This is a genomic window from Vreelandella sp. EE27, assembly GCF_968206495.1.
In genome coordinates this window covers 3,799,799-3,812,508 of the sequence record NZ_OZ309109.1, presented here as the reverse complement: position 1 = coordinate 3,812,508, position 12,710 = coordinate 3,799,799, and the positions used below count along the sequence as shown (strand labels likewise).

Below are 12,710 nucleotides of genomic sequence, written 5' to 3'. Positions count from 1 at the left end.
TGGTGGAGGACATGAGCTACTCTACTGAGTGTCCAATGCGCTATAAATCATCCCAATCTGAACGCTCTGTTATCTATTTGGTGAACAATGCCCAATCTCCAGGCCCTTTTGATATTTGTCCGCGTGGCGGAAATGTTGAGCTTCACGCGTGCGGCGGAAAGTCTGGGGGTCCAGAAAGGGCGAGTATCGACGGTGATTCGTGGGATCGAGCGCGAGATGGGCGCGGCGCTTTTGCACAGAACGACGCGCAGCGTGCAGTTGACCGAAGACGGCCGTGCTTTCTACGAACGCGCACGCGACCTGCTGGCCGAGGCTCAGGACGTGCAGTCCATGTTCGCTAGTAGCGATGCTCCTCTTAAGGGGAGGCTGCGCATCGATATGCCGACCGAGTTGGCAAAGACCGTCGTGATCCCCGCGCTGCCGCAACTGCTCGATGCGAACCCTGAGTTGGCACTTGAGATGTCCAGCACGGATCGCCGGGTCGATCTCGTTCAGGAAGGGTTCGATTGCGTCATCCGTCTCGGGCCCATCATCGACGACCGGCTGGTCGCCCGCGCGCTTGGCAAGTTGCGAATGGTGAACGTGGCAAGCCCGGGCTATCTGGCAAAGTACGGCACACCGCAAACCCTCGATGACCTGCTCACCCAGGGCCACCGGATGGTTCACTACGCGCCGACCCTCGGCGCCCGACTGGAGGGATGGGAATATCCGGAGGGGAATGGCTATGCGTCACTTGCCCTGCCTGGGGCGATGCAGGTCAATAACGTGCAGACCTATCATGCGGCGGGCCTGGCGGGGCTTGGACTGATCCAGGCCGGTTATTCGACCCTTGCGCACCACATCGAACGCGGCGACCTGGTGGAGGTTCTGCCCGATCTACGCCCCGAACCGCTGGCGGCATGGCTGGTGGTCGCGCATCGGCGCAACCTTTCCCCTCGCGTGCGGGCCTTCATGACGTGGATCGAGCGTGTATTGGAGCCCTATTTCGATTAGCAGCTTGCATGGCTAGCAAAGACGCCATGGCGGCTGTTGGGCTGGAAGAGCCAGCAGGTTTGCGAGACGTTCTGCTTATGGGCTCCGGTAGAGGGCATTGCTAAAGGCTGCCATCGGCTAAAGGCGACCATTCAGCCCAATAAATAGATCTGTTCTTTTTTCTATACCGCTATGGATGCTTGGTGACTAGACTGAGGTTTCGCACCCACGAAAGAAGAGATGTCATGCCGATATGCCGCCCTCTGCTGCACGGGTTCATCACCGCCGCCCTGCTTGCGTTCACGAGCACATCCCAGGCCGACACTGAGCAAAGCCCGCATGACGCGGACTACGTTCCGGTCCCGCTGAATTCTTCGATCGACCGGGTGCAACCCATGACCGGCATCGTGTTGTGGAACGACAACGCCCGTGACCTCGCCGCACTTGGCGATGACGTGCAGCTTGAGTTCGCCTACTTCAAGTACAGCGATGTCGTCACCGAGCCGGGTGTCTATGACTGGTCTCGGGTCGAGGCCACGCTGGCGTCCTCGGCGGCGCGGGGTCACCAGATGATCCTGCGCTTTCATGACACCTACCCCGGACAGACCCGGGTCTCGATTCCTGCCCACATCGCAGACGCGCCGGATCACGCGCTGAGCTACCACGATATCGAAGGCGAACGGACCTTCGTGCCGGACTGGCGCTCAGAAACCCTCCAGGCGTTCATTCTCGAGTTCTACAGCCGGTTTGCGCAGCGCTACGACCTCGATTCACGGCTTGCCTTCCTGCAGGTCGGTTTCGGCTCCTACGCCGAGTACCACCTCTGGGACGGGCCGTTGACGCTCGGCACCACGTTTCCGTCGAAGGCCTTCCAGCAGCAGTTTTTGACACACCTGGGTGACACCTTCGTAGAAACGCCATGGTCGATTTCGATCGACGCTGCGAGTTCCAGATACACGCCGTTCTCGGCGGTACCGGCCCTGCGCCAGCTGCGCTTCGGCCTGTTCGACGATTCCTTCATGCACGAAACGCATTCGGAGAGCGATCAGGAATACAACCGCGCCTCCTGGCTGTTCTTCGGCAGCACGCGCTATCACGACAACCCCGCGGGCGGCGAATTCAACTACTACAGCGATTACGACCAGGAGCATGTGCTGGCTCCGGACGGTCCCTGGGGGCGAAGCTTCGAATCCCTCGCGGCGCAGTATCACATCAGCTACATGATCGGAAACGACCAGCCCGGCTATCAACCCCGCGAGCGGATCCGCGAGGCGTCGATGGCGACCGGCTACGCGTTTCGGGTCACGGCGCTCGCCAGCAATGGCGAGTGCGTGCGTCTGACGGCGCGTAACGAAGGCGTGGCGCCGATCTATTACGACGCCTGGCCCGCCGCGGATGGTCAGCGCATGGACACTTCGTTAAAAGGGTTGCTGCCCGGCGAGGAACGCACCGCCGAGGCCTGTATCGGCCCGCATGCGCGGGAGGCACTAGAGATCAGCATAGAAAGCGATCGGCTGGTGCCGGGTCAGCGCATCCAGTTCAACGCATCGACGCCGTAGGCGCATCGAGCAAAGGCCACGGGGTTTCAATCCGTGGCCCCAGCCGGTATTCGAGGTCACCCACGGCCTTGATGCGCTGTTAAGCGCCTAGCGCAGCACGCCTTCCTCCTTGAGCAGCTTGAAGATCGCCTCGGCGCCCTGTTCCGGGGGGACATCGCTGAGCGTTTGCCCGCCGCCGCCATCGGCCTTGGCCGCCGCGGCTTTGAAGCGGTCCCGCGCCGAGGAGGATTTGACGATCTTGAGACGTTTGGGGCGTTTGCGGGCCGGGTAGAATTGCCAGCCGGCAAGGGGTTCGTCGAGCACGCTTTGCGCCTCGCTCGGGGCCAGCTCGCCGCGTTTGGCCGGGCCGAAGGCGCTTTGACGCGCCGCCGGGGCGCTGGTGTCCACGGTGGCAATCGCCGGCAGGCGAATACGCAGGCGCCGGCGCTTGCCCCGGGGCAGGGCTTGAAGCACCACCGCCGTGCCCTGTTCGACTTTCTCTACCGCCGCCAGGCTTGTGATGATCGGCCAGCCCAGCGCCTCGGCCAGCAGGTACGGCAGTACCCCGGAGGCCTCGCCGGTTTCGGCGCGGCTGCCGGTCAGAATCAGCTGCGGCGCGTTTTCGCGAAGCGCCTCACTCAGCGCCGGTACCACGTCGGCGTTGGGTGCCTGCTCGATCAGGTTGACGCTCTCGATCCCCATGCCTAGATAGCCGCGCAGCGCCTCTTCGTGCTCGCCGGCGTGTTGGCCGGCGTGGAGCAGCTCGATAGAGGCCCCTTTAAGCGACAGCGCCATTTCCACCGCTCGGGCGTCCTGGTCGGCGCGTCGGGCGCGGGCGGTCAGCGGGTGGCGGCCGATGGAAACCAGCACGGCCACGTGCAGCCCGGCGTTTTGGTGAGCGGGTGAAGTGCTTTGTGACGTGGGGTAAGGGTTAGGCGGCATCGCGGTTCTCCTGTTGTTCCAGGCGGTGCTGCTCGACCCGTGCGACCAGCGCGGCCAGCACGGCGCTGGCATCGCCAATGATGGTGAGATCGGCGCGCTTGGCCATATCGCAGCCCTCGTCCAGATTGACGGCGACCACTTTTTCGCAGCTTTGGATCCCCTGCAGGTGCTGAATGGCGCCGGAAATGCCGATCGCCACGTAGACCCGGGCCGAGACCCAGGTGCCGGTGGCGCCCACCTGGCGGTCCCGCGCCATGTAGCCGTCGTCCACCGCCACTCGAGAGGCGCCCTTGGTCGCGCCGAGCACCTCGGCGGCGTGGTGATAACCCTCCCAGTCCTTGACGCCGTTACCCGCCGAGAGAATGAACTCGGCTTCCGCCAGCGAGACACTGGCCGGGTCGACCGCGACTTCGCCGAGATCCTCGATACGCCCAAGCACGTCGGGAAGCGCCTGGTTCAGCTCGAGGGCCTCGGCGGCGTGGCGGGTGTCGCTGACCGGGTCGGCGCACTCGGCCAGCGCCAGTACGATCCGGGGCAGGGCGCGGTGAATATCGTGGCGCCCGGCGCCGGCCCGCGCGGTGGCCCGCCAGGTCGAAGGGTCTTCGTTGGCCTCGACCTGCCACACTTGGGCCGCCGGGCGCTCGCCAAGCCTCGCGGCCAAGCGGCGGCCAAGTTCGCCACCGCCGAGAGTGGAATCAGGCAGCAGCCAAAAGCGCGGCGCCAACTCGCGCTCCACGCTTTGCAGCGTGGCCACCTTGAGCTCCGGCAGGTAGCCGGAGAAGCGCTCGCCCTCCAGGTGCATCAGCCGGTCGATACCGGCGTCACCAAAGGCGCTCTCCTTGTGCTCACCAAACACGATGGCCACCACCGCACCGGGGTTGGCCGGGTCGGCATCGGCCAGCTGGCGCGCCAGGCCCAGCAGGTCGCGATCATGGGCCGACAGCCGTCCGCCGGCCATATCCGGCACCACGGCAACCATAAACGCCGGCGACTCGATGGTGACGGACTGGCGCGAGTCCTTGGCCTCGGCGCTGTGCGCCGGGGCCTGAGCCGCTTGCTGCGCGCCGCTACGATCAATGCGGCGAACGCCGTTCGGACCCATAAAGCCGACCGCGCGAGGGTCGCGGCGCATCACGCCGTTAGGGCCCATCCACTCGGTGGCTTTGGTTCCACCGCCAAGCTCGGCCAGCACCGTCAAATGTTGTGGGTGCAGGCGGTTTCGGGCGATCCACTCCTTGCGAGGATCGCGGCGCAGAATGTCGCTCATGAGGTTTCCTCCAGCGCCGGGGCGGGCGCGGCCTTGGCCGGTGCCGCTTTGTCGGCGGGTGCATCGATGATCAGCGCATCGGCGACCAGCTCGGCGATATCCTTGATCCCCGCGCGGGGCTCGACCACGCCTTCCAGCATCGCGGTGCACTGTGGGCAGCCTACGGCGACGAGATCCGCGCCGGTTTCGCGGACGTCTTCCATGCGCATATCGGGGATACGCTGTTTGCCGGGAATGTCGGTGATCGGCGCGCCGCCGCCGCCGCCGCAGCAGCGCGAACGGTAGCCGGAGCGGGCCATTTCCTGCACCTCGATGCCCAGCGCCTTGAGCACGTCCCGCGGTGCTTCATACTCGCCGTTGTAGCGGCCCAGATAACACGGGTCGTGATAGGTCACGCTGCCGCCTTTCCACTCTTTGAAGGTGAGCGCACCGCCCACCACCAGCTCGTTGATATAAGTGCTGTGGTGCTGAACGTGATAGGTAGCGGGGGCATCGGACGTGCCCAGCTCACCGTACTCGTTTTTGAGCACGTGGAAGCTGTGCGGGTCGCAGGTGACGATGCGCGCGAAACGGTAACGGCTCATGGTCTGGATGTTGCGGCGGGCCAGGGTCTGGAAGGTCGCTTCGTCGCCCAGGCGCCGCGCCACGTCGCCGCTGTCGCGCTCTTCATTACCCAGCACCGCGAAGTCGACGTTGGCTGCCCGCAGTACGCTGATGAAGGCGCGCAGGGTGCGCTGGTTGCGCATATCGAACACGCCGTCGCCCAGCCACAAGAGCACGTCGGCCTCGCCCTTTTCCGCCATCAGCGGCAGGTTCAAATCCGCCGCCCAGTAAAGGCGCGAGTCCGGATCGAAGCCGCCGGGATTATCGGTGGCGATCAGGTTGTCCAGCACCTCGGCGCCCTTGTTGGGCGTGTTGCCGTGCTCAAGCGTTAGGAAGCGGCGCATATCGACGATGGCGTCGACGTGCTCGATCATCATCGGGCACTCCTCGACGCAGGCGCGACACGTGGTGCAGGACCAGAGCGTTTCAGGATCGACCAGCGCGGTGCCTTCGCGGGCGACGATCGGACCAAAGGGGTCGCCTTGATGCTCGCCGACCGGCTTGCCGGGGTAGGGCGAGCCGTAATAGTTCGCGTCACTACCGCCGGCCATGCCCACGACCATGTCCTGAATCAGCTTTTTAGGGTTGAGCGGCTGGCCGGCCGCAAACGCCGGGCAGGCGGCTTCGCAGCGCCCGCACTGCACGCAGGCGTCAAACCCTAAAAGCTGGTTCCAGGTGAAGTCCGCGGGCTTTTCGACGCCAAGTTTGGCGTGGTCGTCGCCCAGGTGCAGCGCTTTCAGGCCGGTGGAGCGGTGCTCACCGCCGGTCTTGTCCGAGAAGCGCTCCGGGCGGCGGTGAAAGGCCAGGTGCAGCGCACCCGCGAAGGCGTGCTTCATCGGCCCGCCCCAGGTCATGCCGAAGAACATCTCGCCCAGGCCCCAGACGATGACCGCCGCCAGCACCAGCGCGGCAATCCAGCCCATGCCGCTTTGGAAAACGCCTTCCGGCAGAATGCCGGCGGTGGGCAGCGTGACCACGAACATACCGATCGAGAACGCCATCAGGCTTTTGGGCAGGCGCATCCAGGGCCCTTTGGATAGCCTTGATGGCGGGGGGCTTCGCCGCTTGGCGACCAGGATACTGCCCAGGAACATGCTGGTGGTGGCGGCCAGCAGCACCCAGGCGAGAATCGCGCTATCCAGGCCAAAACCGTGGACGATGATCGCAAGCAAGGCCGCCAGCACGAAGCCGCCAGCGGTGGCTACGTGGGTGTGGGAGATGTACTTGTCCCGCTCGACGACGTGGTGCAGGTCGACCAGGTAGCGCCTGGGCACCTGCATCAGGCCCTTCAATACGGGTACGGGAGAGGGCCGCCCCTGGCGCCACAGGCGGGCACGGCGAACCGCCCCGACGATGGCCAGCGCCAGCGCGGAAAACAGCAAAATCGGTAACAGGGTATCGAGCATGGCGTCTCTCCTCTCAGAGACACCGTAAGGTCTGCGGCCCGGGGCGTGCCCCGGGCCGTTCAGCTTACAGCGTTATTGTGTCAGAAGTCCTTGCAAAGGCGCAGCGCATCGTAGATGGCGGCGTGCGTGTTGCGTGGCGCGGTACAATCCCCCAGGCGGAACAGGGCAAAGCCTTCACCGCTTTGTGAGAGGCAGGGTTGGGGCTCGATCGCGTAGAGCGCTTCGATATCGGTTTGGCCCTTGTTGCGCGACTGCGCCTTGAGCGCGTAGTAGAGCGCCTCGTCCGGGCGCACGCCGTTTTCGACCACGACCTGATCGACCACGCGCTCCTCCAAGGCGCCGGTGTACTCGTTCTCGAGCACCGCGACCAGGGATTCGCCTTCGCGATACACCTTATGCAGGGCGAGATCCGAGGTCATGATGACTTCTTTCTCGTACAGGCTTCTGTAGTAGGTGGGGAAGGTGGTACCGCCCACCGCCGCCCCCGGCTTGAGATCGTCGGTGACGATCTCGACTTTTGAGCCCTTGTCGGCCAGGTAGTCCGCCGCCGAGACGCCGGAAAACTCGCAGATGGTGTCGAAAATCAGCACGTTCTTGCCCGGTTCGACGTCGCCGTTGAGGATCGCCCAGGTGCTGACCACCAAACTCTGCTCGGTGTCCTCGTCATAGCCCCACTCGGGCACCTGGGAGAGAAACGGCTGGCCGCCGGTGGCCAGAATCACCACGTCCGGGCGTAGATCTTTAATGGTGGCTTCATCGGCTTTGGTGGCCAGGCGCTGGTCGACGCCCAGCCGGTTGAGCTCCAACTGATACCAGCGGGTGATGCCGGCGATCTGGTCGCGCTGGGGCGCTTTGGAGGCGATGGTGATCTGCCCGCCGATCTGGTCCTTGGCTTCGAACAGCGTCACGTCGTGCCCCCGCTCGGCGCAGACCCGGGCGGCTTCCATACCGCCCGGGCCGCCGCCCACGACGACGACTTTGCGCTTGATGCCGTCGGTTTTCTCGATGATGTGCGGCAAACCCATGTACTCCCGCGAGGTCGCGGCGTTCTGGATACACAGCACGTCGAGGCCCTGGTACTGGCGGTCGATGCAGTAGTTGGCGCCCACGCACTGCTTGATCTGATCCACCTGATCGTTCTTGATCTTGGCGATGATGTGCGGGTCGGCGATGTGCGCGCGGGTCATGCCGACCATGTCGACGTAGCCGCCCTCCAGAATGCGTTGGGCCTGGTTGGGGTCCTTGATGTTCTGGGCGTGAATGACCGGCACGTTGACCACTTCCTTGATGCCCGCAGCCAGGTGCAGAAAGGGCTCCGGCGGGTAGGACATGTTGGGAATGACGTTGGCCAGCGTATTGTGGGTATCGCAGCCCGAACCCACCACGCCGAAGAAATCGACCTTGCCGGTGGCGTCGAAATAGGCGGCGATGCGCTTCATCTCTTCATGATCGAGACCGTCCGGGTGGAACTCGTCGCCGGTGATGCGCATCCCCACCACGAAGTCGTTGCCGACCTCGGCGCGCACCGCCTTGAGCACTTCCATGCCGAAACGCATGCGGTTTTCAAACGTGCCGCCCCACTCGTCGGTACGCTTGTTGACCCGTGGGCTCCAGAACTGGTCCATCAGGTGCTGGTGCACCGCAGAGAGCTCGACGCCGTCGAGGCCGCCTTCCTTCGCCCGGCGCGCGGCCTGGGCGAAGTCGCCGATGATGCGCCAGATCTCCTCTTCCTCGATGGTCTTGCAGGTCGAGCGGTGGACCGGCTCGCGGATACCCGAAGGCGAGACCAGCGTCGACCAGTCAAAGCCGTCCCAGCGCGAGCGGCGGCCCATGTGGGTAATCTGAATCATGATCTTGCCGCCGTGCTTATGGACGGCGTCCGCCAGATTCTGAAAGTGCGGGATGATGCGGTCGGTGGACAGATTCACCGAGCTCCACCAGCCCTGGGGGCTGTCGATGGAAACGATCGACGAGCCGCCGCAGATGCAAAGCCCGCAGCCACCCTTGGCCTTCTCTTCGTAGTATTTGACGTAGCGATCCGTGGTCATGCCGCCGTCGGTGGCGTGCACCTCGGCGTGGGCGGTGCTGACCACGCGGTTACGAATCGTCTGGCTGCCGATCTGGATCGGTTTGAATAGTGCATCGAATGCCATGGGAGTAACCTCAGCTCAAGGGCGTTACGACAAACAGACCGTGCTCGCAGCCATCTTCGGCGCCGCTTTGGGTCTGCTCGGCCACCGTGCGCGTCTCACTCCCCCGCGCGGCCAGAATCTGGTCCATGGCGCCGGCGAACCAGCCGGTGAACATGTACTCGATCTTACGATTCACCTTGCCCATCTGATACACGAAGGCGCTGTGCTCCAGGCGTACCCGCGCGGTGCCCGCGTCCAGGTCTATTTCCTCGGTGATGAAAAGCCCCCAGCCGCGCTGGGAAAGCCGCTTCATGTAGTGCTCGAAAACGGCCTCGCCTTCGAGGCCGTGAAGCTCGGCCTCTTTTTCGCACCAGTGCCAGGCGCTCTTGTAGCCGGCGTGATAGAGAATCTCGGCATACTTTTCCGCGCCCAGGGCTTCTTCGACCGCCATGTGGTTATTGACGAAGAAGTGGCGCGGCACGTACAGCATCGGCAGTGCGTCGGTCGTCCAGATACCGGTTTCGCTGTCGACGTCGATCGGGAGTTCGGGAGCTGTCTTGGTCACGGTGGTCATCCTTAAAACTTGTACTTGTTCAAACAAGAGAGGGTCATCGGGGCGGCGCTTTTTTGAATCGACTCGCCCCGTTTTCGATCGTTACTCGCCCCACACATCTTTCAACGTGCGCACCCAGTTCTCGCCCATGATCTTTCTGACCTGGGACTCGCTTAAGCCCCGCTTTAAAAGCGCTTCGGTCAGGTTGGGGAACTCGCCGATGGTGCGAATACCTTCCGGGTTGATGATCTTGCCGAAGTTGGTCAGGCGCCGCGCGTAGCCCTTGTCGTGGGTCAACCACTCGAAGAAGTTTTGGTCGTGGCCCTGGGTGAAGTCGGTGCCGATGCCGATGGCGTCTTCGCCGACGATGTTCATGATGTACTCGATGGCTTCGCAGTAGTCGTCGATAGTCGAGTTGATACCGTTCTTGAGGAACGGGGCGAACATGGTCACGCCGACAAAGCCACCGTGGTCGGCAATGAACTTGAGCTCTTCGTCGGACTTGTTGCGCGGGTGCTCTTTAAGGCCCGAGGGCAGGCAGTGGGAGTAGCACACCGGCTGATTGGATTCGAGAATGACTTCCTCGGAGGTTTTGGCGCCCACGTGGGAGAGATCGCACAGCATGCCGACGCGGTTCATCTCCGCGACGATCTCGCGACCGAAGCCCGAGAGCCCGCCATCGCGCTCGTAGCAGCCGGTGCCCACCAGGTTCTGGGTGTTGTAGCACATCTGCACGATGCCCACGCCGAGCTGCTTGAAGACCTCCACGTAGCCGATCTGGTCTTCAAAGGCGTGGGCGTTCTGGAACCCGTAAATGATGCCCGTTTTGCCCTCTTCCTTGGCGCGGGTGATATCCGCGGTGGTGCGCACCGGGCGGACCAGGTCGCTGCACTCTTCCATCAGCTTGTTGGAGGCGACGATGTTGTCCACCGTGGCCTTGAAGCCCTCCCAAACCGAGACGGTGCAGTTGGCCGCCGTCAGGCCACCGCGGCGCATGTCTTCCAGAAGCTCCCGGTTCCATTTGGCGATGATCAAACCGTCGATGACGATGGCGTCTTGGTGTAATTCAGCAGGGTTCATAACGAGGCTCCAGGGTTGTCCATGAAGGGGAGCATAGCGCTGCCCTGGGCCTGCTCTGCTCCTGGAAACGACGACGGAAATTCCAAAAGCGTCATCATGAGCAATGCGCGTGGCAAAGCCCTCGGCTTCGCGTTAAAAAGCACCGGGGTGCTGGGAAGGGGCGGTATAAAAAAGAGCTGCCCATGGGGCAGCTCTTGGGCAGTGCTTACGGCAAATGGCCGGGCGCGCTAGTAGTTCACCAGCGGCACGCTTGCAAAGGTCGGCTCGCCCTGGGCGTAGGCCAGCGCCAGCAGAGCGCTCGAGGCGGGTTCGCCGGCGGCTGGCTCGACGCCCCAGGGCTGGATTATCGGCGCGGCCTTGATCTGGGGCGACTGACGCGACTGCGAGCCCAAGCGCTCGTCGCGTGGGGGAATGCCGAAACACTCGCGGTAGCACTTGGAGAAGTGCGGCGTGGAGACGAAACCACACACCGAGGCGATCTCGATGATCGAAAGCGACGTCTGCTTCAAAAGCTGGCGCGCACGTACCAATCTAAGCTTCAGGTAGTAGCGCGAGGGCGAGCAGTGCAGGTAGCGCTGGAAAAGCCGCTCGAGCTGGCGCCGGGATACGTCCACGTAGGTGGCAAGCTCGTTAAGCTCTAAAGGCTCTTCGAGGTTGGACTCCATCAGCGCCACGATATCCAAAAGCTTGGGCTGGGTGGTGCCCAGCACGTGCTTCAAGGGGACGCGCTGCTGGTCCTGCTCGTTGCGCATGTGCTCGTAAATGAACATCTCCGAAATACCCGCCGACAGCGCCTTGCCGTGGTCCTGGGTAATCAGGTTGAGCATCATGTCCAAAGGGGCGGTGCCGCCGGAGGCGGTAAAGCGGTCCCGGTCGATGGAAAAAAGCTTGGTGGTCAGCACGATCTTCGGGAACGCTTCCTGCACCGAGGCCAAACACTCCCAGTGAATGCTGGTTTCGTAGTGATCCAGAAGCCCCGCCTTGGCCAGCGCCCAACTGCCGGTACAGATGGCGCCCAGGTGCTTTAGCTGGCGCGACTGGGCCTGCAGCCAATGAATGTGCTCGCGACTGACGCTGTGCTGGGGCGCCACTCCGCCGCAAACGATCACCCAATCGAGCGAAAGCGGCGCCTGCATGGCCGCATCCGGGGTCACGTTGAGGCCGTCGCTGGCGCGTACCGACGCACCGTCCTGGGTGAGCGTATACCAGCGGTAAAGCTCGCGACCGGCCAGCTGATTGGCCATGCGCAGGGGTTCGATGGCAGACGCCAGGGAAATCAGGGTGAAATTATCCAGCAGCAGAAAACCGAGGGTTTGCGGTGCGCTGGGGCGGCTCTCGGGAGCGCCGTATGTTACTTGATCGGATGTCATGGTCTTTACCTCTATCACCTAAACGTCTTGGGTTTTTTATTGTTTTTCTGGTATGTCGCTGGCGTGTTGTTTTAATCCATGAACGAGCTTTATCGCGTCCTGCCTGCATAGTGGCATGGATGACACTTATACTGACAAAGCAATCTTGAAAGAGGTGCGCGGCTTGTCGCAAATAGAATGGCCAAGGTCGCCTGTAAAACCCTCCAATGAGGTTTTCTCGCATTAACCAATAAAACGCAACGTTTTCTGAACACCCGGCGTCGCTTTTTATAAGTTATTGAAGTAGCGGGTTTTATGATTAAAACGTTATATGCTAATAAACTTTCTAAACGAGGAGTGCTGAAATGTCGGGGTTTTTCAAGGAGTTTCGCGAGTTTGCCGTTAAGGGAAACGTCATCGATATGGCGGTGGGTATTATCATCGGCGGCGCTTTTACGCTCATCGTCCAGCGTCTGGTGGCGGATATCATGAATCCGATCATTGGTTTGTTGATCGGCGGAATCGATTTCTCGAACATTTTCATCGTGTTGCGCGAAGGGGCGGTAGCGGGGCCTTACCTGACACTGGCGGCGGCCCAGGCGGCGGGGGCGGTAACGCTCAATATCGGGCTCTTTCTAAACGCCGTTATTAGCTTCGCAATCGTCGCCTTCGTGGTGTTCATGCTGGTACGCACCATCAACCGCCTAAAGCGTGAAGAAGTGGATGAACCCAAAAGCCCGGTAGAAAAGTCCTGCCCTTACTGTTTTATGGCCGTGCCGATCAAGGCAAGCCGCTGCGGGCACTGTACTTCTGCTTTAACAAATGTGGAGGAGGACGCGCCAAAGGCACAGAGCTAATGATCAGCGCC

10 protein-coding genes are annotated in these 12,710 nt (G+C 62.6%); 3 read left to right on the top strand and 7 right to left on the bottom strand.

Annotated features, from left to right (window positions below; translation table 11 throughout):
• The first annotated feature begins 87 nt into the window (after positions 1-87).
• Entirely contained in the window at positions 88-993 is a 906-nt protein-coding gene (locus ACWHVV_RS17830) for a LysR family transcriptional regulator (protein ID WP_447927408.1), read from the top strand.
• Between the two features lie 224 nt (positions 994-1,217).
• Positions 1,218-2,531: a hypothetical protein gene (locus tag ACWHVV_RS17825; RefSeq protein WP_447927407.1), complete on the top strand. Its 1,314-nt coding sequence runs from the start codon at positions 1,218-1,220 to the stop codon at positions 2,529-2,531.
• An 87-nt stretch (positions 2,532-2,618) separates the two neighbouring features.
• Here the strand turns inward: ACWHVV_RS17825 and etfB are convergent, their stop codons facing one another.
• The 7 genes from etfB to gbdR form a co-directional block, all read right to left on the bottom strand.
• Positions 2,619-3,452, bottom strand: a complete 834-nt coding sequence (etfB, locus tag ACWHVV_RS17820; RefSeq protein ID WP_447927406.1) for an electron transfer flavoprotein subunit beta — start codon at positions 3,450-3,452, stop codon at positions 2,619-2,621.
• Positions 3,442-4,719 (bottom strand): electron transfer flavoprotein subunit alpha, encoded by a 1,278-nt coding sequence (etfA, locus tag ACWHVV_RS17815; RefSeq protein ID WP_447927405.1) that lies wholly within the window; start codon positions 4,717-4,719, stop codon positions 3,442-3,444. Before etfA ends, etfB begins: the two co-directional genes overlap by 11 nt.
• On the bottom strand, positions 4,716-6,728 hold the full coding sequence (locus ACWHVV_RS17810) for a (Fe-S)-binding protein (RefSeq protein WP_447927404.1): 2,013 nt from the start codon (positions 6,726-6,728) through the stop codon (positions 4,716-4,718). Before ACWHVV_RS17810 ends, etfA begins: the two co-directional genes overlap by 4 nt.
• Positions 6,729-6,808: 80 nt before the next feature.
• Positions 6,809-8,881, bottom strand: coding sequence for a dimethylglycine demethylation protein DgcA (dgcA, locus tag ACWHVV_RS17805; protein ID WP_447927403.1), 2,073 nt, complete (start codon positions 8,879-8,881; stop codon positions 6,809-6,811).
• 10 nt (positions 8,882-8,891) lie between these two features.
• Positions 8,892-9,425, bottom strand: a complete 534-nt coding sequence (locus ACWHVV_RS17800; protein WP_447554613.1) for a DUF5943 domain-containing protein — start codon at positions 9,423-9,425, stop codon at positions 8,892-8,894.
• 90 nt (positions 9,426-9,515) lie between these two features.
• Positions 9,516-10,493 (bottom strand): dipeptidase, encoded by a 978-nt coding sequence (locus tag ACWHVV_RS17795; RefSeq protein WP_447927402.1) that lies wholly within the window; start codon positions 10,491-10,493, stop codon positions 9,516-9,518.
• A gap of 227 nt (positions 10,494-10,720) precedes the next feature.
• Positions 10,721-11,863: a choline metabolism transcriptional regulator GbdR gene (gbdR, locus tag ACWHVV_RS17790; protein WP_447927401.1), complete on the bottom strand. Its 1,143-nt coding sequence runs from the start codon at positions 11,861-11,863 to the stop codon at positions 10,721-10,723.
• A 344-nt stretch (positions 11,864-12,207) separates the two neighbouring features.
• Here gbdR and mscL point away from each other — a divergent pair, with 344 nt between their 5' ends.
• Positions 12,208-12,699 (top strand): large conductance mechanosensitive channel protein MscL, encoded by a 492-nt coding sequence (gene mscL / locus ACWHVV_RS17785; protein WP_447927400.1) that lies wholly within the window; start codon positions 12,208-12,210, stop codon positions 12,697-12,699.
• Positions 12,700-12,710: the final 11 nt, after the last annotated feature.